This is a genomic window from Pantoea sp. nfd-35 (assembly GCF_056892255.1).
In genome coordinates, this window is the sequence record NZ_CP122403.1 from 3014247 (window position 1) to 3038983 (window position 24737).

The 24737-nt window shown below is 56.4% G+C and carries 19 protein-coding genes; 5 read left to right on the plus strand and 14 right to left on the minus strand.

Going from position 1 to position 24737, the window contains the following annotated elements; translation table 11 throughout:
- The first annotated feature begins 284 nt into the window (after nucleotides 1-284).
- On the plus strand, nucleotides 285-1841 hold the full coding sequence (gene hutH, locus P9J57_RS14040) for a histidine ammonia-lyase (protein ID WP_014593259.1): 1557 nt from the start codon (nucleotides 285-287) through the stop codon (nucleotides 1839-1841).
- 10 nt (nucleotides 1842-1851) lie between these two features.
- Nucleotides 1852-3534: a urocanate hydratase gene (gene hutU, locus P9J57_RS14045; RefSeq protein ID WP_014593258.1), complete on the plus strand. Its 1683-nt coding sequence runs from the start codon at nucleotides 1852-1854 to the stop codon at nucleotides 3532-3534.
- 98 nt (nucleotides 3535-3632) lie between these two features.
- Here hutU and P9J57_RS14050 read toward each other — a convergent pair whose 3' ends face one another.
- Together P9J57_RS14050 and P9J57_RS14055 are read right to left on the minus strand one after the other, a co-directional pair.
- The gene (locus P9J57_RS14050) at nucleotides 3633-4946 is read right to left on the minus strand and encodes an MFS transporter (RefSeq protein ID WP_483279264.1); all 1314 of its coding nucleotides are present in this window, start codon (nucleotides 4944-4946) and stop codon (nucleotides 3633-3635) included.
- 72 nt (nucleotides 4947-5018) lie between these two features.
- Entirely contained in the window at nucleotides 5019-6215 is a 1197-nt protein-coding gene (locus P9J57_RS14055) for an L-talarate/galactarate dehydratase (protein ID WP_013025150.1), read from the minus strand.
- Nucleotides 6216-6484: 269 nt separating this feature from the next.
- Here P9J57_RS14055 and P9J57_RS14060 point away from each other — a divergent pair, with 269 nt between their 5' ends.
- Nucleotides 6485-7540, plus strand: coding sequence for a LacI family DNA-binding transcriptional regulator (locus P9J57_RS14060; protein WP_019106162.1), 1056 nt, complete (start codon nucleotides 6485-6487; stop codon nucleotides 7538-7540).
- 142 nt (nucleotides 7541-7682) lie between these two features.
- The gene (locus P9J57_RS14065; protein ID WP_024470907.1) at nucleotides 7683-8846 is read left to right on the plus strand and encodes a M20 aminoacylase family protein; all 1164 of its coding nucleotides are present in this window, start codon (nucleotides 7683-7685) and stop codon (nucleotides 8844-8846) included.
- Here the strand turns inward: P9J57_RS14065 and ybiB are convergent.
- The 4 genes from ybiB to P9J57_RS14085 form a co-directional block, all read right to left on the minus strand.
- Complete coding sequence (gene ybiB / locus P9J57_RS14070; protein ID WP_014593253.1) at nucleotides 8843-9811, minus strand: DNA-binding protein YbiB; 969 nt, start codon at nucleotides 9809-9811, stop codon at nucleotides 8843-8845. The two genes, P9J57_RS14065 and ybiB, sit on opposite strands and share 4 nt — an antisense overlap.
- A 27-nt stretch (nucleotides 9812-9838) precedes the next feature.
- The gene (dinG, locus tag P9J57_RS14075; protein ID WP_014593252.1) at nucleotides 9839-12001 is read right to left on the minus strand and encodes an ATP-dependent DNA helicase DinG; all 2163 of its coding nucleotides are present in this window, start codon (nucleotides 11999-12001) and stop codon (nucleotides 9839-9841) included.
- A gap of 194 nt (nucleotides 12002-12195) precedes the next feature.
- Nucleotides 12196-12726, minus strand: a complete 531-nt coding sequence (locus P9J57_RS14080; protein WP_105088509.1) for a GNAT family N-acetyltransferase — start codon at nucleotides 12724-12726, stop codon at nucleotides 12196-12198.
- Nucleotides 12723-13286: a helix-turn-helix domain-containing protein gene (locus P9J57_RS14085; RefSeq protein WP_013025144.1), complete on the minus strand. Its 564-nt coding sequence runs from the start codon at nucleotides 13284-13286 to the stop codon at nucleotides 12723-12725. The genes P9J57_RS14080 and P9J57_RS14085 overlap by 4 nt, the downstream gene beginning before the upstream one ends.
- Nucleotides 13287-13435: 149 nt before the next feature.
- Here P9J57_RS14085 and P9J57_RS14090 point away from each other — a divergent pair, with 149 nt between their 5' ends.
- Nucleotides 13436-14170 carry a MerR family transcriptional regulator gene (locus P9J57_RS14090; protein ID WP_013025143.1) on the plus strand — a complete coding sequence of 245 codons (735 nt, stop codon included), beginning with the start codon at nucleotides 13436-13438 and terminating at the stop codon, nucleotides 14168-14170.
- 172 nt (nucleotides 14171-14342) lie between these two features.
- Here the strand turns inward: P9J57_RS14090 and P9J57_RS14095 are convergent, their stop codons facing one another.
- The 8 genes from P9J57_RS14095 to bglX form a co-directional block, all read right to left on the minus strand.
- A complete protein-coding gene (locus tag P9J57_RS14095; RefSeq protein WP_014593250.1) occupies nucleotides 14343-15074 on the minus strand; it encodes an ABC transporter permease in 732 nt (243 codons plus the stop codon).
- Nucleotides 15062-16009, minus strand: a complete 948-nt coding sequence (locus P9J57_RS14100; protein ID WP_014593249.1) for an ABC transporter ATP-binding protein — start codon at nucleotides 16007-16009, stop codon at nucleotides 15062-15064. Before P9J57_RS14100 ends, P9J57_RS14095 begins: the two co-directional genes overlap by 13 nt.
- Complete coding sequence (locus P9J57_RS14105; RefSeq protein WP_042677795.1) at nucleotides 15996-17177, minus strand: ABC transporter permease; 1182 nt, start codon at nucleotides 17175-17177, stop codon at nucleotides 15996-15998. Before P9J57_RS14105 ends, P9J57_RS14100 begins: the two co-directional genes overlap by 14 nt.
- A 3-nt stretch (nucleotides 17178-17180) precedes the next feature.
- Nucleotides 17181-18038: a glycine betaine ABC transporter substrate-binding protein OsmF gene (gene osmF / locus P9J57_RS14110; protein WP_085980253.1), complete on the minus strand. Its 858-nt coding sequence runs from the start codon at nucleotides 18036-18038 to the stop codon at nucleotides 17181-17183.
- A 235-nt stretch (nucleotides 18039-18273) separates the two neighbouring features.
- Nucleotides 18274-18807: an isopentenyl-diphosphate Delta-isomerase gene (idi, locus tag P9J57_RS14115; protein ID WP_014593247.1), complete on the minus strand. Its 534-nt coding sequence runs from the start codon at nucleotides 18805-18807 to the stop codon at nucleotides 18274-18276.
- Nucleotides 18808-18955: 148 nt separating this feature from the next.
- Nucleotides 18956-20851 carry a methyl-accepting chemotaxis protein gene (locus tag P9J57_RS14120; protein ID WP_110014987.1) on the minus strand — a complete coding sequence of 632 codons (1896 nt, stop codon included), beginning with the start codon at nucleotides 20849-20851 and terminating at the stop codon, nucleotides 18956-18958.
- 178 nt (nucleotides 20852-21029) lie between these two features.
- On the minus strand, nucleotides 21030-22136 hold the full coding sequence (locus tag P9J57_RS14125; protein ID WP_019106159.1) for a suppressor of fused domain protein: 1107 nt from the start codon (nucleotides 22134-22136) through the stop codon (nucleotides 21030-21032).
- A 195-nt stretch (nucleotides 22137-22331) separates the two neighbouring features.
- Nucleotides 22332-24629, minus strand: a complete 2298-nt coding sequence (bglX, locus tag P9J57_RS14130) for a beta-glucosidase BglX (RefSeq protein ID WP_013025134.1) — start codon at nucleotides 24627-24629, stop codon at nucleotides 22332-22334.
- Between the last annotated feature and the right edge of the window lie 108 nt (nucleotides 24630-24737).

Here is a 24737-nt window from a genome sequence, read left to right on the forward strand (position 1 = left end):
TAATGCGCAGAGTTTACTGCCTGCAGGGTTGGATGTATATACATTCAGACGCGGTTTCAGCACTTTAACCGTGCACCTGCTGCCTGATAAAGGTGCAGCAATACCGGTCGTTGCTCGCTCCCCCCTGTCCTGACGCCCGATCAATTTTGTGATCGGTTTGGCACGCTGATTGCAACTTGTATAGACAAGAATAGACACTTATGGTTCACTCGCGTTATTCAGTTGATCAGGGTCAATAAAGATGCCCTGCGGCAACCCAACCCTTGTATAGACAGGAGCAGGTTATGTCAGGTTCGACTCAGGTATTACACCTGGTGCCAGGTAATGTTGATCTCGCGACGTTACGCGCAATTTATCAGGGCAACGTTACCCTCAGCCTCGACGATGGCGCCCGCCAGGCCGTCGCCGAGGCACAACGCACCGTTGACGCGATCGTCGCCTCCGGCAGCGTGGTTTACGGCATTAACACCGGTTTTGGCAAACTGGCCCAAACCCAGATCCCCGCCAGCCGTCTGGCGGATCTGCAACGTAATCTGGTGCTGTCCCACAGCGTCGGGTTAGGGAATTTACTGCCTGATAACGTCACGCGGCTGGTCGTCGCCAGCAAAGTGATCAGCCTTTCGCGGGGCCATTCGGGTGTACGCATCGAACTGATCGATGCCCTGCTGGCCCTGTTTAATGCCGGCATCATGCCGTGCATTCCGGAAAAAGGATCGGTGGGTGCCTCGGGCGATCTGGCGCCGCTGGCGCATATGTCGCTGATGCTGCTTGGTGAAGGTCAGGTCAGGTTCAAAGGGGAACTTATTGCGGCGACAGAAGGCCTGGCTAAAGTCGGGTTGACGCCCTTTGTTCTGGGCCCGAAAGAAGGTCTGGCATTGCTTAACGGCACCCAGGTTTCCACGGCGCTGGCGCTGCGTGGCCTGTTTGAAGCCGAAAACCTGTTTGCCGCAGGTTTACTGGCGGGCGCCCTGTCGTTAGAAGCGATCAAAGGTTCGTTAAAACCCTTCGATGCCCGTATCCATCAGGCGCGCGGTCAGCACGGGCAGATTGCCGTGGCCGCCGCGATTACCAGCCTGATTGAAGGAAGCGAAATCCTCGGTTCACATACCCACTGTGGCCGGGTACAGGATCCCTATTCTATCCGCTGCGTACCCCAGGTGATGGGCGCCTGCCTGGATAACCTCTCTCATGCCGCGCGCGTCCTGCAAATTGAAGCCAACGCCGCCTCTGATAATCCGCTGGTTTTCAGCGAAACCGGCGATGTGATCTCCGGCGGCAACTTCCATGCTGAACCGGTCGCCTTTGCAGCCGACATTATTGCGCTGGCCGTGGCTGAAGTGGGCGCTATCTCGGAACGTCGACTGGCCCTGCTACTGGATACCGGCCTGTCCGGACTGCCACCTTTCCTGGTTCGCGACGGCGGCGTGAACTCCGGCTTTATGATTGCCCAGGTCACTGCGGCGGCGCTGGCATCAGAAAATAAATCGCTGGCCCATCCCGGCAGCGTAGACAGCTTACCGACCTCGGCTAACCAGGAAGATCACGTTTCCATGGCCACCTATGCCGCCCGCCGCCTGGGGGATATGTGCTTTAACAGCGCCGCCGTGGTGGGCATTGAAGCGATGGCCGCCGCCCAGGGCATTGAGTTTCATCGTCCCTTGCAAAGTTCTGCACCGATAGAGCAGGCCATTGGCCGCATCCGCGAACGCGTTGCCTTCCTGGAAGAAGACCGCCTGCTGGCACCCGACATTGAGGCGATGCGTCAGTGGGCAAGCCGCTGCGACTGGCCAGAGGCACTCACCGCATTACTACCCAGCATGGGCACCTATTCAGTTAAATAAGGAATCCGTCATGAGCGAAACCCTGTCTAAAGCGGTAGCACGCGAGATCCGTGCGCCGCGTGGAAATGAACTGCACTGCGCTAACTGGTTAATTGAAGCAGCTTACCGCATGATTCAGAACAACCTGGATCCCGACGTGGCAGAACGTCCGGAAGATCTGGTGGTGTACGGCGGTATTGGTAAAGCCGCGCGCAACTGGGAATGTTTTGAGCAAATTTTACGATCGCTGCAGCTCCTGCAGCCGGACGAAACCCTGCTGATCCAGTCGGGCAAACCCGTCGGCGTGTTTCGTACCCATGCGGATGCCCCCCGCGTCCTGCTGGCCAACTCCAATCTGGTTCCTCACTGGGCTAACTGGGATCACTTCCACGAACTGGATAAAGCCGGGCTGATGATGTATGGCCAGATGACGGCCGGCTCATGGATTTACATTGGCGCCCAGGGAATCGTTCAGGGCACCTACGAGACGTTTGTCGAGGCCGGACGCCAGCACTATAACAATGATCTAAGCGGACGCTGGATCCTGACCGCCGGTTTAGGTGGCATGGGTGGTGCGCAACCCTTGGCAGGCGTGCTGGCGGGCGCCTGCGTACTGGCGATTGAGTGTCAGGAATCCCGTATCGATTTTCGTTTACGCACGCGTTATGTCGATTACAAAGCCACCTCGCTGGATGAAGCACTGGCCTTGATTGATGAGGCGACCAAAGCGAAGAAAGCCATTTCTGTCGGCCTGCTGGGCAACGCGGCGGAAATCCTGCCCGAGCTGGTTAAGCGCGCCAAAGCGGGTGGACCTAAGCCGGACATCGTCACCGACCAGACTTCGGCGCACGATCCCCTTAACGGCTATCTGCCCATTGACTGGGACGTCTCACGCTGGGAGCAGGAACGCAAGACACATCCTAAAGCCGTGGAGAAAGCTGCCCGTGCCTCTATGGCCGTCCACGTTCAGGCGATGCTCGACTTCTGTCATATGGGCATTCCTACCGTCGATTATGGCAACAACATTCGCCAGGTCGCACTGGATGAAGGCGTCAGCAATGCCTTTGATTTTCCCGGTTTTGTGCCAGCCTATATCCGTCCCCTGTTTTGCGAAGGTAAAGGTCCGTTCCGCTGGGTTGCCCTGTCTGGCGACCCCGAAGATATCTATAAAACGGATGCCAAACTCAAAGAACTTTTCCCGCAACATAAAACGCTGCATCGCTGGCTGGATATGGCGCAGGAACGCATCGCCTTCCAGGGCTTACCGGCGCGTATCTGCTGGCTGGGATTGGGTGAGCGCCATCTCGCGGCACTCGCGTTCAATGAAATGGTACGCAACGGCGAGCTAAAAGCACCGATTGTGATCGGTCGCGATCACCTCGACTGCGGCTCTGTTGCCTCGCCAAACCGTGAAACCGAAGCGATGAAAGATGGGTCGGATGCGGTATCCGACTGGCCGCTGCTCAACGCCCTGCTGAATACTGCGGGCGGCGCGACCTGGGTGAGCCTGCATCATGGTGGTGGCGTGGGCATGGGCTTCTCCCAGCATTCTGGCGTGGTGATTGTGTGCGACGGCACGGAAGCGGCTGATGCCCGCTTGGGCCGCGTGCTATGGAACGATCCTGCTACCGGCGTGATGCGTCATGCCGATGCGGGATACGAACAGGCACAGCAGTGTGCGACAAAACACGGTCTGAACTTACCGATGCAATAACCCGCAACGCCGATTTTATTGAGTCGCGTCATGCGGTAAAAAACGCTGTTCCGGGGAGTGCGGTTCCGGAACAGCGGCGCGAAATGCTCGCAACAGGCTTACTCAGGCTTCGTGGACGTCAGCTTAATCCGTTCCAAAGGCCCGACAATAAAGAGATAGGAAATCAGGCCGAGCAGCCCCATCGATCCCACATATAAAATCGCATAATCAAATGATTGCGTATTCGCCAGAATGATCCCGATCACCAGCGGGGTAACGATACTGGCCATATTGCCGCACATGTTGAAAACGCCACCGGCAATGCCCAACACCTCTTTCGGCGATGTATCGCTCAGCACGCACCAGCCCAGGTTGCCAAAACCTTTGGCGAAAAAGGCAACGCTCATGGCCGCAACCACCACAATTTCCGAGGACGTGTAATTGGCGATGACAATGACACAGGAGAGCAGCATCCCACAGATGACGGGCAGTTTACGCGCAACCGTCAGGCTGTAACCGCGTTTGAGTAACGCATCAGAAAACACGCCGCCCAACAGGCCGCCCACAAAACCCGCGATGGCCGGTATACTGGCAATAAATCCCACTTTCAGAATCGACATGCCCTTGGCCTGATAGAGATAGGTAGGGAACCAGGTCAGGAAGAACCAGGTAATTGAGGTGACACAAAACTGGCCAATGTAGACACCAATCATCATGCGGTTAATACACACGCTTTTAAACTGCGCCAGTGTAATTTTCTCTTGCGCCTTTTTACTGCCTAATGCGGGTTCTCCACCGCCGTCACGAATATACTCGATTTCCTCCTGATTTACTTTGGGATGCTGTAAGGGATCTCTGACTTTAAACAGCCAGACGATCCCTAAAATAACGCCAATCGCGCCGATATAATAAAAAACATAGTGCCAACTTAAATTATGAAGAATAATTGTCATCAAAGGCGTAATAATTCCGAGCGAGATATATTGTGCTGACTGATAAATCGACGTCACAAATCCCCGCTCTTTGTTTGGAAACCACTGCACACTTAACCGACTGTTTGCCGGAAACGCTGGCGCTTCAATGGCCCCCATCAATAAACGCAAAATCACCAGAACGATAAGCGGACTGGCGTAGAGATAAATCGTGCCCTGCAGCATGGTCACCAGCGACCAGCCAATCAGCGCACAGCCGTATACCATGCGGGCACCGTAGCGGTCCAGTAACCAGCCGCCGGGTAATTGCATAATGACATAGGCGATACCAAAGGCCGAAAAGGCCAGCCCCATCGCTTCAGGATCAAAGCCCAACTCCTGACTCATAAAAGGCGCGACGACAGATAACGTCGCACGATCGGCATAATTAAATACGGTGGCAAGAAACAGAAATAGCAAAATAGAATAACGTACCTTGGTACGTTTTATTATTGTATTCATCACCCACTCCTGGATATCGGGTTGAGAGAGATTTAAAAGGAGAGGTGGCGGGAGAGATTCCCGCCAAAAAGATTAGGGACGTTTGCCGAACTCACAGGTTAATTGAGTCCAGCTTCGTGCCTGTTCGCTGAGCGTAAAACCAAGTCCGTGGCGATCTGAAACAAACATCCGTCCGTCACGTAATTCCAGTTGCTCATTAAATAACGGGTTCAGCCATTCGAAATGCTCCAGCCAGGGCTCAAGCGGATAAGCCGCCGCCAGATGCAGGTGAACCTCCATGGCGAAATGTGGCGCAAGTTTACGACCGTGCTTCGCCGCCAGATCCATGATTTTCAGGAAAGGGGAAATGCCACCCACGCGCGGCGCGTCCGGCTGAACGAAATCACTGGCGTTGCCCAAAATCAGTTGCTCATGCTCACGGAAGCTGGTGAGCATCTCACCGGTCGCAATGGGCGTGTCCAGCGCGGCGGCCAGTTGTGCATGGCCTTCCACATCGTAAGCATCCAGCGGTTCTTCAATCCAGATCAGATTGAACGGCTCCATTTTGCGGCCCATACGGATAGCGGTCTCACGATCCCACTGTTGGTTGGCATCAACCATCAACGGAAAATCGTCGCCCAGCGCTTCACGCACTGCCGTTAAGCGACGAATGTCTTCGGCACAGTTTGGCTGCCCCACTTTCAACTTGATCCCGCCGATGCCGTTTTCACGTGAAATCACCACGTTCTTTAATACCTGCTCCAGCGGTGTATGCAGGAAGCCGCCCGAGGTGTTGTAGCACTGTACGGAATCACGATGGGAACCTAACAGTTTTGCCAACGGCAGCCCGGCGCGTTTCGCTTTCATATCCCACAGCGCAATATCAATGGGAGAGATAGCCTGCACCGCCATGCCGCTTCGTCCTACCGATGCGCCCGCCCACAGCAGTTTGGTGTAGATTTTATCAATATCGTTTGGATCTTCCCCCAGCAGATTATCGGCAATCTCCTTAGCATGCGCGTAAATGCCCTGCCCGCCAGCGCGTTTGGAATAGCTGAATCCCACCCCTTCAAAACCCTCACGGCTACGAATTTCAGCAATGATAATGGCCACTTCGGTTAACGGCTTTTGGCGCCCTGTCAGCACCTTGGCATCGCTGACGGGCGTGGCCAGGGGTAAAATCGACAGGGAGAGTTTGACCCATTCAATACGATCACCGACGTCAGCCGCCGTTTTTGCGTTTACCGTTTTGGCATAGCTCACGGCATTAGAATTTGCGCTTACAGACATAGTTATCTCCTGTGGTCTAAAAATGATTGCGCTAACATTTTTATCTTTACATCCCGGCCTGCGGCAGAAAACCGCGTTGTGTTTATTTTGAACAACAGATCACATTTACCTTGCATAAAGGGAGCCATGCTGCCAGCGAGATCGCATTTATGACTTTTTCTTCGTGTTAAACAACATAATGATTGCGTTAACATCTATCGCGAATTTTTTTAGTCATGTCAGCGCATACTGCTTAATGCGTAACGCACCGGCTGGAAATGCTCAGGAACATGAAGAATAATGCCAGTGCGAATACCGCCGTCACCGTGAAATGGATTGCCGTGAAAAGTTCGAAACCGACCCATGCGCCCACGCTTGAAGATGTCGCCCGCCATGCCGGACTGTCACCGATGACCGTCAGCCGCGTGCTGAATGCCCCGCAGTTAGTGCGGCCTAAAACGGCAGAAAGAGTCATGGAGGCGGTGCGGGTGACGGGATACATTCCTAATGCGCTGGCGGGAAGCCTGGCTTCAAGGCGCAGTAAGCTCATCGCTGTCGTGGTGCCGCAAATCAACAACAACATGTTCGTGGATACCATTCAGTCGTTGAGTGATGAGCTGGGCTTGCGGGGTTATCATATCCTGCTGAGCGTGGCGGGCTATCGCACTGATACTGAAGCCGAACTGGTGGCAACACTGCTGTCACGACGTCCGGACGGGATTGTTCTGACCGGGATCCATCATTCGGCCGCCCTTAAAAAGGTGATCCTGAATGCCGCGATACCGGTCGTTGAAATCTGGGATCTGACGCCAACGCCGCTCGATATGCTGGTGGGATTCTCGCATCAACGCGTCGGTCAGGCCACGGCAGAATACCTGCTTGAACAAGGCTTCCGTCGGCCCGGCCTGGTGTGGACGTCAGACAAACGTGCCGGACAGCGTAAACAGGGATTATGTGACGTCTTCAGCCAGCAAGGAATTGACGCAATCCCACAGGCAGACGCGGCGCTCCCCGCCTCTCTGGCATCCGGACGCGCCGGTTTAACGCAGCTCTTCGATCAGGGTGAGTATGACGTCATCGTCTGCAGTTCAGACACGCTGGCACAGGGTGCGATTATGGAGGCAGAAAGCCGTGGCCTGCGCGTGCCTGAAGATATTGCGGTGATGGGCTTTGGCGATCTGGATTTTGCTGCCAGCAATCGCCCTGCCCTCACCACGGTCAGCGTCGATCGGGTCGCTATAGGTCAACGTGCCGCTACGCTGCTGGCCGATCGGATTGAACAGCGTCCCTGCGCAGAAAGCATTATTGATATCGGCTTCCATTTAATTAAGCGTGAGTCGGCATAACAGGCGATACGGTTGCACGCTTGTTTATTACTTATTCCATTTTGATTTAGCCCATTCGCTATTTTATCGCGCCTGGCGATAGACGCGCTCTCGCCCGGCCTCTAAAGTGAATCTTCCTGAATGATATGGAGCGCGACATTGCATGACTCTTTCCTCTGACCTGCTTGATGATGCGCTGCGCTGGCGCCACCAGTTTCATCGCGAACCCGAACTCGGCTATGAGGAACATCGGACCAGCGATAAGGTTGCGCATGAACTTGAGCAGGCGGGCCTGCAGGTATTTCGTGGTCTTGCCGGGACGGGCGTGGTTGGCACCCTGAAAAATGGAAGCGGACCGGTCATCGGCCTGCGTGCCGATATGGACGCGCTGCCCATCAATGAAAAAGGCGAAACCGCCTGGCGCTCCAGTAAACCTGGTGTGATGCACGCCTGCGGCCATGATGGCCACACGGCGATTTTACTGGCGGCCGCCAGACAGCTTGCCGCCACGCGTCAGTTCAGCGGCACGGTGCATTTTATTTTTCAGCCTGCGGAAGAAAACCTCGGCGGCGCCCGGAAAATGGTGGAAGAGGGATTATTTACCCGTTTCCCCATGGATGCTGTCTATGCGATGCACAACTGGCCCGGCCTGCCGCTGGGATCGCTGGCGGTTAACGCCGGTGCGATGATGGCCTCACTGGATGCGTTTGAAATTACGCTGAGCGGTAAAAGCTGCCACGCGGCCATGCCGGAAAGCGGTGCCGACCCGATGGTGGTGGCAGCTGAACTGATTCTGGCCCTGCAAACGATCCCCTCACGTCGCCTTTCTCCCCTTTCCTCAGCCGTGGTGAGCGTCACGCAGATTCAGGGTGGTGAGGCAATTAACGTGATTCCCGAACAGATCGTTCTGCGCGGCACCGTGCGCTGCCTGCAAGACGATGTGCGCAAACGGGTTCATGCGCTTATTGATGATTTTGTCACTACGCTGCCGAAACCCTTTGGCGTCTGCGGCGCGATTCGCTGGCTACCTGGCTACCCGGTGACAACCAACCATACAGGCCCGGCCCGGCAGGTTCACGACGTTGCCGTCAGTACGCTGGGGGAAGAGCAGGTGCGGTGGCAGGTGAATCCCTCTATGGCCTCTGAAGATTTCGCCTGCATGCTGGAAGCCTGCCCGGGCGCCTATTTCTGGCTCGGTGCAGATGGCGCAACCCCATCCGCCCCCTTACATAATGCTCACTACGATTTCAACGATGCGCTCATCCCCACCGGTATCCGCTTCTGGCAAAACCTGGTTGAGCACGCCCTGCCACAGGCTCACCGTTAAAAACCGGCCGCCGCCAGTTTCTCAAGGCCGGCTTCCCGCGAGGCGCACTGACCGCTTGCGCGCAGGCAGCAGGCAATTTGCAGTCGCAGCGCCTCTGGCAGAGGGCGCTGGTGATTCAGCACCTCTTCCGTCCACCGCGCCGTCTCGGCGGCCGACTTGTCGGCGGGCAGCGGCACCGCAACCTCCGGCTGTCTCTCTACCCAGACCTCCGCCTGCTGTGCTGCACCGCCCACATAGCTGATGGCCGGGCAGCGCTGCGGATTGGCATAAACCTCACCTTCGGTCCCGTTCAGCAGAATCGCGGGGGCATCGATAGCGCTAAAAAAGGTCGCCACCCGTGGAACATACTCCGGATGGGATACGCTTGACAGGCGCAGGGCCTCGCGCTCACCAAACGGCGTGGCCAGCTTCGCCAGCGTGTGGGCGCTGTTACGCACGCCCATGCGCCAGCGTAACGACAGCTGTTTTGCCATGGGTGGGCAGAGGTGATCGATGGTAATAAAGGCCAGCTCACCCCTGTCGAGCTTTGCCTGTGCCTGTTCGGCCGTAGTGACCGGCACGATCCCCAGCGCGGCAAAGACCGCTTCGCTGGTCACGCGCGTGGCATCGTCACTGACGCCGTGAACCAGCACGGGCAGACCGAGCCTGTTAAGCACCTGCGCCAGTAATGGGGTTAAATTTCCCTGACGGCGCGCACCGTTATAGCTGGGAATGACCACAGGCATTGGACGACCGCTCGGCGCCTGCAGGCGCATCACACGCGACTGCATCGCCTGATAGAAGCCGCGCATTTCTGCTTCGCCTTCACCTTTGATTCGCAGGGCGATTAAAATACTGCCCATTTCAAGATCCGGCACCTCGCCGTCCAGCATTGCGCCGTAGAGTGCCAGGGCACTGTCGAAATCGATATCGCGAGCATGGTTCTTACCGCGCCCGACTTCTTTGATAATTTTATTCAGTTCCATCACGCATTTCCGCTCAGTGGCAACGACTTAACGCCGCTTCGCACGCGGTTTGCGCGTGCCGGGATTGGGTTTGGTGTTTCTGGCCTCGGGTTCAGGCGTGACCGGCTGCTCAATTGAAAACACCGGCAGCGCCGCCAGCAGCCGACTGCCGTAAGCTTTACTCAACAGGCGGCGATCGTAAATAACAATCTCGCCAAAACACTGATGGCTGCGGATCAAACGCCCGACCTGCTGAATCAGCGTAAAAGAGGCGCTGGGTAAGCTCTGTACCTCAAACGGATAACGCCTGAGGCTCTTCAGCCATTCGCCCTCGGTTAAAATTACCGGACTGTCTATGGGCGGAAAAGCAATTTTATGGATATGTACCTGACTGAGCAGCTCACCTTTTAAATCCAGCCCTTCCGCAAACGACTGCAGGCCGATGAGAATACTGGTATCGCCCTGCTCTACCCGTTTGCGGTGCAGGGCGATCAGGCGACTGCGGGGCTGATCGCCCTGCACCAGCATCATCAGTCGTAATTCCGGCAGCGCCTCGACAAACTGTTGCATGGCGCGCCCGCTGGCAAACAACACCAGCACGCCTTTATGCTTTTCTGTCTGCATTTGCTGGCGGAAAAAGGCCGCCATCTCCGCGATATGCTCAGCCTCATTCGCCATCAACGGTTCGTAGCGCATCTGCGGGATCACCAGCTTGCCCTGATCGACGTGGCTGAACGGCGACGCCAGTGCCACAAAACGGTCGCCCGCCTTTTCATTCAACCCCGACATTTCCTGCAGGCGGCTAAAGCTGTTCAATGAGCGCAAGGTCGCGGAGGTCACGACAACGTGAGGAATCTTGCGCCACAGCATTTTTTCCAGCTGATCGCAGACGCGAATTCCCGCGCAGTGGAAGAACAGGTGTGCCTGACCGTCGCGCAGTTCACGGGTTATCCATTTTGAAACGGGCGCACCAGAGGCTTTTTCCATCGCAGCCAGTCGCCACAGCTTGCTGACTGATTCAAACCAGCCAAAGTGGCGGTTGAGCTGCAATAAATTGCGGTGCAGACGCACGAGATCGACGCTTCCGGTTTGTTCACTCAAGGCGTTAATCAACCCTTCGCTGAGTCCACGTAGCCCGTCGCTCAGCTTGAACAGCCGGGCGCACAGCGCCAGCAGCTCGTCGGGTAAGGTGCCCAACACGAAACGAAACTCGCCGGGTTGATTGTGCGGCGGAAGCAATGGGCTTAATGCCTCACTTATGGTGGCAAGGCGTTCTCGCAGTTCATCGCAGTGGGCTTTAAGACGTTCAGGATTGGCCAGCGGCGGGGGGGATTTGGGCCGCATCTGGCTCATAATCGCCTCCACCAGCTTCACAAACAGATCGAGCTGCAGGCTGGTCCAGCCGGGCGTGATATCGGCGCTCATCTCCAGTGCATCACGCGCCACTTCAGGCAGGTGATGCCCTTCATCCAGCACCAGCATCAGATTTTTGGCCGGGGGCAGCACCGATTCGTTTTCCATGGCCGCCATCACCAGCGCGTGGTTGGCTACCACCACATCGACCTGCTCGATTTCCCGCCGGGCAACGAAAAACGGACATTCGCGGTACCAGCGGCAATGCACGCCAAGGCAACTGGCTTTGTCAGTAGACAGACGCTGCCACAGGCTGTCGCTGACGTTCTCCTCGCTGTGATCGCGCAGGCCGTCCCACTGGTAGCGATCCAGTGACTTTTGCAGCCGTCCGCACTGGATCTGCTCTTCTTTGGTGCTGCTGACCGCTTCGTCATCCAGGTAGAACAGCAAATCGGCCTGCTGATTATCGTCTGCGACCAGCGCGGCCAGATTGCGCGGACACACATAGCGCCCGCGTCCAAAGGCCGCAGTAAAGGTGAGATCCGGAATGATTTTTTTAAGCAACGGCAAATCTTTGCTGAAGATCTGATCCTGCAAGGCGACGTTGGCCGTGCTGATCACCAGCCGCTTCTCTTCCGCGCGGCTGACGGCGATGCCAGGAATAAGATACGAAAGGGTTTTGCCCACGCCAGTCGGCGCTTCTACAGCCAGGTGGCGCCCGTCATCACCCGACAGACATTTCGCGACCTCCGCGATCATCTGCCGCTGAGCAGGACGGGGAATAAAGTCTGGCACCTGTTGCTGCAGCGCTTTATACCACTGTGCGATCTGGCTTTTTAATGCTGCTGTCAGGGCCATGTTAAGATTACCACTTTACTCGATGGCCTGTATTTTTACACAGTATCGCAGTGACGTCAGCTTTCGGGTCTTTTTTTTCGTGCTGGCTTCAGAAAAGGCCTGCTCGTGCTGTCGGGTCAACAGCAGGCCACAGCCGTCGTATCGTGTTGTCGCGTGTTGCGCAGGGATAAGGCGGCGGCCCGAAGGCCTGTACTTCAGCCGCCGTGCGAATCCAGCACCTTAAACATCACCGTGGTCGCGTCCAGTTTTCCCTCAATAGACTGCGCATAGGCAGGAATCTCACCCGCAACCTGCCAGTGCAGCGCGCGATAAAGATCGCTGGCCACGTCCCCGGATCGGGTGTCCAGCACCAGCAGGCGCTTTCCCTTCTGATACGCCCGCTGTTCTGCCTGCTGCATTAACCTGCGCGCTATCCCCTGCCGCCGCGCCTGCGGATGCACGAGCAGCTTACTGACTTCGGCCCGATGGCTTCCATTGGGCATGGCGCTGTCATTGAGCATCACGGTGCCCACCACCCGGCCATGCTGGCGGGCAACCAGCAGTTCACTCTGGCCTTTTTCCAGCGCGGCAAGCTGATTTTGCCAAAAAAGGGTCATCACGCTGATGTTTTCAGGATCGATAAAACCGATGCTGGCACCCTCGGCCACACAGGCCTGTAAGACCTGGGCCAGTTCGGGTAAAACCTGTTGTGCCTCAGCGGCGCTGAATTGTTGATACGTCATCATGATTTGCAGACCACCAGTAAGTAGCGGGCACCTTCAGTAAGATGTGCCTGAAAAGCGGACGCGCCGCTAAGATGAAAACGCAGGCTGTCGCCGGGTGCTAAGGTCCAGCTCTGCGCGCCCATGGTTATCGTCAGCTGTCCCTGTTGCATCCAGATATGTTGCTCCATGCCCTGTAGCGGTGGCGCGTCGTATTCGACGCGCGCGCCGGGCCGCAGTGTGCCTTCTATCAGCTCACAGCGGAAATTATGGGCTGGCGGTGAGACATTGCGGCGACTAAATCCACTGGCTTCGTCGTTCCAGATCGGCTGGCGTTCGCGAGGGATCAGGAGATCGCTTTCCGCTTCCACTTCGCTCAGCAGGCGCGACATGGTCAGACTGTAAGCCACACACAAACGATTAAGCAGGGCAGCCGTTGGGCTGGTTTCAGCACGCTCAATACGCGATAATGTGGGCCGGCTAATGCCGGTGGCGGTTGAGAGTTCATCAAGTGACCAACCCTGCTTCATCCGTAATTCTGCAAGGCGGGCTGCTAAGCGTTGCTCCGTATTATCAAAAGACATGTTTCATCTCACTTATGAAAAATAAATCTCATAATTGAGATAGAACAACAATTAAGCGCAGCCGTCAAGTTGTACATCTAAAAATTGGTTGTACAACTTAACAGGCTTCGTTATGGTGTTTTAACTCAGGTCAGTTTAAAGAGGTAAATATGACCTTATACAGTATCGGCGATGTCGCCGAACGCTGTGGCATAAATCCGGTTACCTTACGCGCCTGGCAACGACGTTATGGATTATTGAAACCACAACGTACCGAAGGCGGTCATCGACAGTTCGATGAAGAAGATGTTCAGCGTATTCAGGAAATCATGCGCTGGATTGAAAGTGGAGTACCAGTAGGCAAGGTCAAAGCACTACTGGAAGGTGGAGATGTTGATTCCAACGATGGCTGGACCGCCATGCAGGACGAACTCATCAGCATACTGCGCCATGTAAGACCGGCTAAGCTACGCAACAAGATCGCTTTAATTGGTCGCGAACATGCGGTTGATGCCTTGATCGATCACGTTTTTATGCCCATAAGGCAGAAACTCAGCCTGGATCAGAATACAGCACGGACAATGTGCAGCCTGCTGGATGGCATCCTGATCGACTACGTGGCTTTTTGTCTGGCAAGCAGTCGCAAAAAAGCCGGTAAAGAAGCGCTGATTATTGGCTGGGGCATTGAAGATCGCACGCGCATCTGGCTGGAAGGATGGCGACTGTCGCAGCACGGCTGGCGCATCGACGTGCTTGCCGAACCGCTTGATGTTCCCCGGCCCGAGTTATTTCCGGGGCTGAATATGTTTGTTTTTACCGGTAAAAGACTGACGCGCCGTCAGCAGGAACAGCTGGCACACTGGCAGGAACAGGGATTCTCTGTACGTTTGCACGACGCACACTGAAATAAAAACGCACGCTCGGCACTATGACGGCTGCCTTGCGCGCGCTATTATCCCCGCCTTGACGTAAACACCCTCAGGTTAGTTATGAACTGGAAAAAAACATTTTTTGCCACGCTGTTTGCCATTATGGCTATCGGCGGCACCAGTGGACTTATGCTGGTCGGCTATTCACTTATCGTTCATTCACGCTAAGACGGCGCTGCAGCCGTTCAAACAGGCGATCGCTGACGATCGCTAACAGCCCGACCAGCAACGCGCCTTGTATGACATAGGCGGTATTAAAGCCGCTCAGGCCGATGATGATGGGCGAGCCCAGGCTCTTTGCCCCGACGGTAGAGGCGATGGCCGCCGTGCCGATATTGATGATGACGGAGTTACGTATGCCGGCAATGATCACCGGTGCCGCCAGCGCAAGCTCAACCTGCCACAAACGCTGCCAGCCACTCATGCCGACACCCACGGCGATCTCACGACTGCTGGCCGGGACACTGCCCAGCCCCGCCAGTGTGCCCTGTAAAATTGGCAGCAGCCCATAAAGCAGCAATGCCACCACGGCAGGCCACGCGCCAAATCCCATGACAGGCACGGCTATCGCCAGCACCGCCACCGGCGGGATCGTCTGACCGGCGGCGGCGATGGTTTCCAACAACGGGCGAAAAGCCCGTCCCGCAGGGCGAGTGACCAGCACGCCGCTGCCGACGCCGATAACAACCGCCATCAGGCTGGCGGTTACCACCAGAAAAAGATGTGCCAGGGTGAGCTGCCAGAAACTGTCCTGCTGATAAAGCGGGCGGGCCAGATCGGGAAACCAGGCGGCAAACACGGGGCCGCTGTAGGGCATGGCCGCCAGCAGGCTGAGATAAAACAGGACCAGCCACAGCAGAGGATCGGCTAACCGTCGCATTGTTGAGCCTCGGTGTGATGAAGAAGATCGCTGAAGTAGAGCACGCCCAGCGGTTGCTGATGCGCATCTACGACGGGCAGTTTATCCGTGCCGCGGCTGATAAACTGTGACAACGCTTCGCGCAGGCTCAGCGTCGCCGCCAGCGGCTCGGCATCCAGCCATTCCCCACGACGTACTGCGCGTCCCACCTGGCCAAGCGCCAGCAGACGCAGCCCTATCTCGCTGCGCCCCAGAAAATCACGCACAAAGTCGTTGCCTGGTCGGGTCAGCAATTCAAGCGGTTTACCCTGCTGAACGATCTCACCGTCGTCCATAAGTACAATATTGTCGGCCAGCGTCAGGGCTTCATCAATATCGTGCGTGACCAGCACGATGGTGCACCCTGAGGCACGGTGAATGCGTAACATCTCCTGCTGAAGCGCAGTGCGCGTGACCGGGTCCAGTGCGCCAAAGGGTTCATCCATCAGCAGTACGTCAGGATCCGCCGCCAGCGCCCGCGCAACACCAACGCGCTGCTGTTGTCCCCCGGAGAGCTGATGCGGATAGCGGCGAAGTAATGCCGGATCCAAATTCAGCAGTGCGATCAACTCGTCAATACGTTCGCGCCTGCGCGCTTTTGACCAGCCCAGCAAAGCAGGGACGGTTGCCATGTTCTTTTCAATCGTCCAGTGCGGAAACAGACCAATCGACTGAATGGCATAGCCGGTACGGCGGCGCAGCGCCTGGGCATCCATCTGACGAATAGATTCGCCTGCAAAGCGGATTTCCCCTTCATCGTACTCCACCAGACGATTAATCATTTTAAGCGTGGTCGATTTACCTGAGCCCGAGGTGCCCAGCAGCACGGTAAAGGTTCCTTTTGCGATGGTCAGCGACAGGTTTTTAACCGCGGCTTTACCCGCAAAGAACCGGGTGACGCCATCAAACTGAATCATCTTTTCTCTCCAGCAGGGAAATCAACAAGCGGAATAACGCATCCAAAGTCACCGCCATCGCAATCACCGGGATCACGCCTAACAGCACTAAGTCCAGCGCGTTGCTCAGCAGCCCCTGGAAAATAATCGCGCCGAATCCGCCTGCGCCGATCAGCGCCGCCACCACGGCCATGCCCAGTGTCTGCACCACCACAACCCGTATGCCCGACAACCACACCGGCAAGGCCAGCGGCACCTCCACGGCGAAAAACTGCTGCCTGCCGCTCAGCCCCATGCCGCGCGCACTTTCGCGCACGTCTGGCGGCACCTGCTGCAGTCCGGTTACCACGCTGCGCACCAGCGGCAACAGGGCATACAACACCAGCGCGATCAGCGCGGGCGCCATGCCAATGCCGCTGATGCCCCATGCACCTGCCCAGGGAAAGCGTTTTGCCAGCCCCGCCAGTGGGGCAATGAGTAAGCCAAACAGCGCCACGGAGGGCACCGTCTGAACCACATTCAGCACGCCGAAGACGCTGCTTTGCCAGCCGGATCGCCGGTAAAGCACGATGCCCAGCGGGAAAGCAATCAGTAAAGCAGGCAGGACGGTGGCGGCCAGTAGCGTCAGATGACGCAATAAGGCCGCATCAAAGACCGACTGGCGGTTGGCATATTCTTTCAGTAACGACAGGTCGTCCAGCTGGCCGCTGAACAGCAGCCAGAGGGGAAGGATCCATACCAGCAGATTCAGCACCAGTTGCCACAGCCTGCGGCGGGTGAGCGCACGCGCGGTATCGGTGATCAACAGTAGCGTCAGCGCGCTGCCGCACCACATGCCGCTCGCAAAGCTGGTTCGCGCCAGTCGGCTGCCCTGCCCGGCCAGCACCCTGGCCTGGTCGCCGCTGAGCCAGATCATGACCGCCAGCACCAGCCCGGCGCTCATTAACTGCAACGCGCAGCGAAACCCCGTCTGTCTGGCCCACAGCAGTAACCACAGCAACGCCAGCGGGGGCAGAAGCGCCATGCCGTGCGACATTTGCCAAAGCATCACCGGCTGGCCGGCAACCAGACGATTAGCCGCAAAGCTCACAAACGGCAGGCAGCCTGACGTCAGGCTCAGTAACATAATCAGTACCAGCGCCACCGGCTGCTGTCGAGGCCGGGATATCGCCTCCCGCGATAGCCACATCGGTTACAGCAGCTTTTTCTGTTCTAACCACGCTTTCGCCACGCTGCTGGCGTCCTGCCCTTCAACGGCAATTTTGGCGTTGAGCTGCTGCAATGTCTTTTCATCCAGCGCACTGAAAACGGGTTTAAGCCATGCAGCCATTTGCGGGTAAGCCTGGAGAACCGCTTCACGCACTACTGGCGCAGGCGCATAAATGGGCTGAACGCCTTTTGGGTCACTGAGCGTTTTCAGGCCCAACGCGGCAACCGGGCCATCCGTGCCGTAAGCCATGGCGGCATTGACGCCTGACGTTTGCTGCGCGGCTGCGCCGATAGTCACGGCGGTATCGCCCCCGGCCAACGATAACAGCTGATCCTGTTTTAACGTAAAGCCATAGGCTTTTTCGAATGCGGGAAGCGCATCACTGCGTTCGATAAATTCCGCAGAGGCAGCCAGCTTGAACGTGCCCCCTTTTTTCAGATAGGCGCTGAGATCGTCAAGGGAGTTAAGGTGATTTTTCTCCGCGACGTCGTTACGGACCGCGATGGTCCAGGTGTTGTTCGCCGGCGCGGGCGTCAGCCACACGAGGTGATTTTTTTCGGCATCAAGTTTTTTCACTTTTTCATAGCCTTCGCGGGCATGCTTCCAGGCACTGTCTTTTTCGTCATTAAAAAAGAAGGCTCCGTTGCCGGTGTATTCCGGGTAGATATCCAGTTCGCCCGCGGTGATGGCGCCCCGCACCACCTGGGTTGCCCCCAGCTGGATTTTGTTAACGGTCTTGACGCCGTGCTTTTCCAGCACCAGCAGGATGACATTGCCCAGCAGTGAGCCTTCAGTATCTATCTTGGAACCCACACGTACCGGGTCGGCCGCGTGCGCCATTCCCAGACTCAGCAGTAAAAGGCTGATGCCGGCCAAACCGCGAATGTTTGCCATGATGCTTTCCTTATTGATGTATTTATCTGGAAGTACGGTTGGCCGTAGGGATAACCTGACAGGCACGCCCACCGTTTTAGAGGTTGCAATAAAAGCGTAGCCTGGCAATCGCATTCCGCGATCTGTTTTGTCCTGAAATCAGATGCGGCTAACCCTGACCACATCGGCCAGGGCTCGGTGATTAAGCCGGGAAAGTGAAACTGTCGAGACAGGCAGGAATACGGGGAAAGGTATGAAGGAACCAGGGCGTAAACTGCTGGGGCTGCTGCTGCATTTGCTGGGCAATATCCTGCATTGAGCGGTAGTCAAATGCATCCGCCTCCTGCGGGTTAAGCACGGGAAGCGCGTCGCTCACGGCAAAAAAGACATGGCCGTACTCGTGCTCTGTCAGGCCATTACTGAGCGGCAGGTTATAGCTCAGTTCGAAGACAGGCGTCAGCGACAGGATCATGCCCATTTCTTCGCGCAGACGGCGTTCGGCCGCCTCTTTAGTCGATTCATGAGGATAAGGATGACCGCAGCAGGTATTGCTCCATAATCCGCCGCAGTGATATTTGTCACTGGCGCGACGCTGGAGCAGCAGCTCCTGCCGGGTGTTAAAAACGTACACCGTGACAGCGCGGTGCAGTAATCCTTTTTCATGCACTTCCAACTTTTCCATTTTGCCGGTGGGACGATCAAGATGGTCGACGAGGATAACTTCAATAGCAGACATGAGGATTCCTTGAGTGTATTCCTCATTATTCTGGCACAAGATTGGGGAGGTTGAGGGGATAAAATTGTGCTGTTTATGCACAAATCTGTCAGACGGCAATGGCGATCGTCGAAAACGTCAGGCCAGCGGGCGCTGGCCTGACTGTGAATTACAGTTTGAAGCTTTGTACAACCTGTTCCAGTTGCAGACTCTGGGCTTCCATCGCCTGCGCGGCAGAGGAGACCTCTTCAACTAAGACGGCGTTCTGCTGCGTGGTGCCGTCAAGCTGAGTAATGGCAACGTTAACCTGTTCGATGCCCATGCTTTGCTCACGACTGGCGGCCATGATCTCGCTCATTAGCGTAGTGACGCTGCTCACGCCCTGCACCAGCTCGTCCATGGTTTGTCCAGCCTGTTCGACCAGCTGACTGCCTGCATCGATATTCGCGACCGACTCTTCAATCAGTTTTTTGATTTCACGTGCGGAGTTGGCCGAACGCTGCGCCAGATTACGCACCTCCGAGGCGACCACGGCAAAACCACGGCCCTGCTCGCCAGCACGCGCGGCTTCAACGGCGGCGTTGAGTGCCAGGATATTGGTCTGGAAGGCAATGCTGTCGATCACGCTGATGATATCGACGACTTTACGCGAAGAGTGGTGAATTTCGCCCATCGTGCTCACCACCTGACGAACCACTTCCGTTCCGCGCGACGCCACTTTAGAAGCCTCACCCGCCAGCTGGTTCGCATGCGTTGCGTTGTCGGCGTTCTGGCGTACGGTGCCGGTCAGTTGCTCCATAGAAGCCGCCGTTTCAACAATCGAGCTGGCCTGCTCTTCCGTGCGCGAGGAGAGGTTGGTGTTGCCGCTGGCAATTTCACGCGACGCCGCAGAGATGGCCAGGGCGCTGCTGCCGACCTGCTGCATTAACCCCTGCAGATAGCTGATAAAGTGGTTAAAGCTCTGCGCAACGGCGTTAAATTCCGGGCTGTTACTGGCTGGCAGACGCTGCGTGAGATCCGCGCCCCCTGTCGACAGCGCTTCGATATTTTGGTTGAGCATGCTCAAACGCTTCATCATGGCGCGCATGAAACCCAGCATGACCAGCAACAGAATAATGGCCAGAGGGATCTGCACCAAACCCAGGCGCATCAGCATATTGTGGGACTGGGCTTTCAGCAGGCTGGACGGTACGCTACTGGCCAGATACCACGGGCTGCCCGGAATAGCCTGCAGAAACAGCGTTTGCTCGCCATCGTTGCTGCTATAGGTTGACTCTGCGGACTTTGTCCCCGCACTGGCAAGCATCGCTTTCAGCGGCGCAGCCATAGGATTTTGCAGATCGCTCAGGTTTTCGAGTTTCGGCGTGCCGTTAACCAGCGCCGCGTTACCCACGACTTTGCCGTCGGACTCAACGATCAGGACGTCTCCATGAATCGCCTCGCCCATCTTTTTAGCCAGTTGGTTGAAGAAACCCAGCGTAACGTCGATGGTGGAAACGCCCCAGACTGTCCCATCGCGGTAGATTGCCATGGCACAGTTGGTACGCGGCTGTGGGCTGGCGGCATCCTGATAAGCTTTAGCCCAGGCGCACTGCCCTTTCGGCGCGGCCATGCCGTCTTTATACCAGGGCTGCTCCCAGTATTTGTCCGCGGCTTCAGTGTTCCAGTAGGTGTTAACCTGGAGCTTGTTGCTGGCGTCACGTGCAAAAAAGCTGCTGTCTTTCTCTTTACCCGCCTCGCGACGATGGGGTAAAGGCCAGATACCGCCACCGAAAACGTTACTGTCCTGATACTGGTTGACCAGTGCAGGTAATAAGGTGTCGATGGCGGCGCTGTCGATGACCGAGGCGGCCTCGGTAATGGCACGTTGCTGTGCCTGAACACGGTTCATTTGCTCAACGATGCCGGTTGCCAGCGAATCCACCTGATAGCGAATCAGGCGGCTTTCATTGTCCACCAACTGAGGCGCGACAAACTGGTTGATCACCCAAATAGTGACCAACACTAGCGCAACAAAAAAACCGATAAGCGTTGCTGTGAAGCGGGATTGCGTGGTCTTTAACATCATTGTTCCCCTGGACCTTTTGTGGCGCTATTGCCTGATCGGGGTTAACGGCACGGCAAGGGGGAACTTGAGTAGACCAGATCACAAATTTAACAAGTCTTTTAACAATAAAGATATTTAGTTACGCCAGGTCAGTAACTTTTTCCACCAAGAGGAAAAATCGCCCTGTCTCCGGCGTTTATTCTGTGTTCACGACCTGTTCACGCGGTCGAAATATGTGCGTATTTCCCCCGGCGGTGAGCCGTTCACGCAGATGCTGCCCGCCCTGGGCTTCGCTCTGGGCAAATTGCCGTTCCGCTTCGGTTACCGGCGTGGCCCACAGCAGCGTGGGTCTGTCGCCATCCTGTCTCGGCAGCGGGAACTGGGCCTGTTCCGGGGCCAGCTCGTTGGCTAACAGGTAGCTTTCGAATCCCACCGGTGCCACCTCTGAGGCCAGCGTATGGCCTTCGCCCAGCCAGGTCAGCCGCGCCCACGGCAAATGGACAAATTCAGCCAGCGCGCTAGCCATCTGGACCGCATTGCTTTCAGTCATGACTTCGCCATCGACCGCCATCGCCAGCTCTGCCCGGCGGTACTGTGGAGCCAGCTCATCGAACAGAAAATCAACCTGCGGCATGGGGCGAATGCTCATGCCCAGGGTCAGAAAGTACCAGATGCCGTTATGGTAGTGCTGAGAGAGCGCCATGGGCGGCCAGTTGCCCTGATCGATCGCGTAGTATTTGACCGACTCGCCAAACTGCGCCTGATAACAGGCCAGCAAGTCCTGTTGCACCTTGTCCCATTGGCTGCCGTCATGCCATTCACGCCAGAACTGGCGCTGCTGTTCGGCAAGGGCATAGTAATGATTGGTCGAGGCTGAACCGAGCGGCGCGGTCAGGCGGTTTTTTTTGATACAACCGGCGGAGAAACTGACCTGTTTATCCTGGTAAAGGCTCCAGCCAGGAATTACGGCAAGAAGTTGCCCGTAGTACCACAGTGCCGCTCCCGCATCTCCGGGTTCCCAGAGAATTTGCAGACCTGCGGGATCCAGCGGCGGTTCAGCTTCCAGATTACGGCAGTATTCTGCACTCAGCAGGGGGGCAATGCCCTGTTCCATCGCCTGGTGATCTTCCTGAACCGGCGCAGGGAGCAGGTTTCGTAACCAGCAGCCACGCACCGCAAACTGGCTACGAAACAGATCGGTTGGCCAGATATAGAAATAAGCAGTCCGCGCATCCTGTTCGACAATTGCCGTCAGGGTGCGCTGCTGATTGTGGACTTCAGCAATCAGTGATTGATACGTCATAGCGCCTCGACAGTACTTGAGGAATCCATTTTCCCCGAGGATAGAGCAGGATCACGTCTGCTGCCACGACAGGCAAGGGTAAAACTCTCAAAGTGAATCGATGAAGGCAGAAGGCAGGAACGGAGGATAAACCCGCCTCCCCGAACGGGGAAGCGGTGACATCAGCAGGAACCTGGAACCAGGTCCGTCTGAGGTTTACTGATAGGTGAACTGGGTGTTTTGCGTGCGGACTGAGTCCAGACCAATCATGACGTTAAATTTACCCGGTTCGGCAACGTGCTTCATCTGCTGGTTCCAGAACTTCAGCGCATCCACATCAATCTTAAAGGTCACCTGCTGAGATTCACCGGCTTTGAGCATAATGCGCTTGAAGCCATGCAACTCTTTTACCGGACGGCTGATGCTGGCAACGGGATCGTTAAGATAGAGCTGTACCACCGTGGCACCGTCCACTTTGCCGCTGTTCGTTACGGTTACGCTGGCTTCGATACTGCCGTTGTGCGCCATCGTTTCTGATGAAAGCGTGACTGGCGACACGGTGAACGTGGTGTAGCTCAGGCCATAACCAAACGGGTAAAGCGGGCCGTTTTCCGCATCGTAGTAGTGCGATGTGTACTTGTTGGGCTTGGCAAAATTGTACGGGCGGCCGGTCGGTAAATGGTTGTAATAGATGGGGATCTGACCCACGGAGCGGGGGAAAGACATCGGCAGTTTACCCGATGGGTTGTAATCGCCAAACAGCACATCCGCGATAGCATTGCCCCCTTCTGTTCCGCTGAACCAGGTTTCCAGCATGGCATCGGCCATTCTGTCTTCATCAACCAGCGTCAATGGGCGACCATTCATCAGCACAATCACCAGCGGCTTGCCTGTCGCTTTCAGCGCGGCTAACAGCTTCTGTTGCGAAGGCGGGATCATCAGATTACTGCGGCTGGACGCCTCGTGCGCCATGCCCTGCGCTTCCCCTACCGCCGCCACGATGACATCGGCCTGCTTCGCTTTCTCGACCGCCTCATCAATCATTGCCTGCGGCGAACGCGGATCGACCGCCACGGCCGGTTCATACATGTTGAGGAAGTCCTGAATGCCTTTGTTATCTGACACGTTCGCGCCTTTGGCGTACAGCAGCGTGGCTTTGCCTTCGGTGGCGTTTTTCATGCCCTGCAGCAGGGAAACCGACTGTTTGGCGACGCCCGCCGCCGACCAGCTGCCCATGACGTCACGCTGGCTGTCGGCAAGCGGTCCAATCAAGGCAATGGTGCCAGATTTCTTCAGCGGTAAGGTATCAAGTCGGTTTTTCAGCAGCACCATACTCTTGCGGGCCACATCGCGGGCTTCCGGGCGGTGTAAGCGGCTTTCTGCGTTAGTATCCTGCGGATCGCTCTCTTTCGGGCCAAGATGACTGTAGGGATCGTTAAACAGCCCCATATCGTATTTCACATTGAGCACGTGCCGGGCCGCATCATCGATTTCGGCTTTGCTGACGATGCCGCGCTTCACCAGGTCGGGTAAATACTGGCTGTAGTATTCATCGCTCATACTCATATCTACGCCAGACTTAATGGCAATACGCACGGCATCCTGGGGATCGCTCGCCACACCGTGCTTGATCAGCTCTTTAATCGCCCCGTGATCGCTGATGGTTATTCCTTTGAATTTCCATTCATGACGCAGCAGATCTTTCAGCAGCCAGCTGTCGGCCGTCGCGGGCACGCCATTAATGGAATTCAGCGCGACCATTACGCCGCCGCTGCCGGCATCCAGCGAGGCTTTATACGGCGGCAGGTAGTCCTGGAACATGCGCTGTGGGCTCATATCCACGGTGTTGTAATCGCGTCCGCCTTCCACCGCGCCATAGAGCGCAAAGTGTTTCACGCTGGTCATAATGTTGTAGCGGTCTGCGGGGCTTTTGCCCTGCATCGCCTGCACCATGGTGCGTCCCATGGCAGAGGTTAAATAGGTGTCCTCGCCGAACCCTTCAGACACGCGGCCCCAGCGCGGTTCACGGCTGACGTCGACCATCGGTGCCCAGGTCATATTTAACCCATCGTCCGCCGCTTCATAGGCAGAAATGCGCCCCACTTCATTGACGGCGTCGAGATCCCAGCTGGATGCCAGCGCTAAGGGAATCGGGAAAATCGTTCGCTGCCCGTGTACCACGTCATAGGCAAAAAACAGCGGAATTTTCAGGCGGCTTAGCTGCATCACCTGGTCCTGCATCGCGCGAATATCCTGACGCGTCACGGTATTAAAAATGGCGCCAACCTGACCTTTGTGGATCATCTCACGTACGGCTTCTTTTGGCGTATCCGGGCCCACGCTGATTAAACGTAACTGGCCGATTTTCTCGTCCAGCGTCATTTTTTTCAGCAGGTTGTTCACGTAGGCATCACGCGCCTGTTCGGTCATGGGATGGTGAACGGTGGGCTCCCCGGCAAATGCAGGTTGCAGAGCAAGGGAAACAGCGAGGCTAACAGAGCAAATCCATTTCATCAGGTTGGGTTCTCTTAAGTAACTGCGCAATATCGACTAAATGCAGAATGCCATCTTCAGAGCATAGCATGTCACCTGCGGCTATCACACTGCGCCCGACGCAACTCA

Excerpts from the sequence above, each read along its gene's own strand:
- P9J57_RS14125 (WP_019106159.1), bottom strand. The coding sequence starts at position 22,136 with ATGACGTATCAATCACTGATTGCTGAAGTCCACAATCAGCAGCGCACC.
- osmF (WP_085980253.1), bottom strand. The coding sequence starts at position 18,038 with ATGGCGCACGCGGCCGACCCGGTACGTGTGGGTTCCAAGATAGATACT.
- P9J57_RS14100 (WP_014593249.1), bottom strand. The coding sequence starts at position 16,009 with ATGATTCAGTTTGATGGCGTCACCCGGTTCTTTGCGGGTAAAGCCGCG.
- P9J57_RS14055 (WP_013025150.1), bottom strand. The coding sequence starts at position 6,215 with ATGTCTGTAAGCGCAAATTCTAATGCCGTGAGCTATGCCAAAACGGTA.
- P9J57_RS14060 (WP_019106162.1), top strand. The coding sequence starts at position 6,485 with ATGAAGAATAATGCCAGTGCGAATACCGCCGTCACCGTGAAATGGATT.
- idi (WP_014593247.1), bottom strand. The coding sequence starts at position 18,807 with ATGTCTGCTATTGAAGTTATCCTCGTCGACCATCTTGATCGTCCCACC.
- ybiB (WP_014593253.1), bottom strand. The coding sequence starts at position 9,811 with ATGGAACTGAATAAAATTATCAAAGAAGTCGGGCGCGGTAAGAACCAT.
- hutU (WP_014593258.1), top strand. The coding sequence starts at position 1,852 with ATGAGCGAAACCCTGTCTAAAGCGGTAGCACGCGAGATCCGTGCGCCG.
- P9J57_RS14080 (WP_105088509.1), bottom strand. The coding sequence starts at position 12,726 with ATGATGACGTATCAACAATTCAGCGCCGCTGAGGCACAACAGGTTTTA.
- P9J57_RS14095 (WP_014593250.1), bottom strand. The coding sequence starts at position 15,074 with ATGCGACGGTTAGCCGATCCTCTGCTGTGGCTGGTCCTGTTTTATCTC.
- P9J57_RS14105 (WP_042677795.1), bottom strand. The coding sequence starts at position 17,177 with ATGTGGCTATCGCGGGAGGCGATATCCCGGCCTCGACAGCAGCCGGTG.
- hutH (WP_014593259.1), top strand. The coding sequence starts at position 285 with ATGTCAGGTTCGACTCAGGTATTACACCTGGTGCCAGGTAATGTTGAT.
- P9J57_RS14090 (WP_013025143.1), top strand. The coding sequence starts at position 13,436 with ATGACCTTATACAGTATCGGCGATGTCGCCGAACGCTGTGGCATAAAT.
- P9J57_RS14120 (WP_110014987.1), bottom strand. The coding sequence starts at position 20,851 with ATGTTAAAGACCACGCAATCCCGCTTCACAGCAACGCTTATCGGTTTT.
- P9J57_RS14050 (WP_483279264.1), bottom strand. The coding sequence starts at position 4,946 with ATGAATACAATAATAAAACGTACCAAGGTACGTTATTCTATTTTGCTA.
- bglX (WP_013025134.1), bottom strand. The coding sequence starts at position 24,629 with ATGAAATGGATTTGCTCTGTTAGCCTCGCTGTTTCCCTTGCTCTGCAA.
- dinG (WP_014593252.1), bottom strand. The coding sequence starts at position 12,001 with ATGGCCCTGACAGCAGCATTAAAAAGCCAGATCGCACAGTGGTATAAA.
- P9J57_RS14085 (WP_013025144.1), bottom strand. The coding sequence starts at position 13,286 with ATGTCTTTTGATAATACGGAGCAACGCTTAGCAGCCCGCCTTGCAGAA.
- P9J57_RS14065 (WP_024470907.1), top strand. The coding sequence starts at position 7,683 with ATGACTCTTTCCTCTGACCTGCTTGATGATGCGCTGCGCTGGCGCCAC.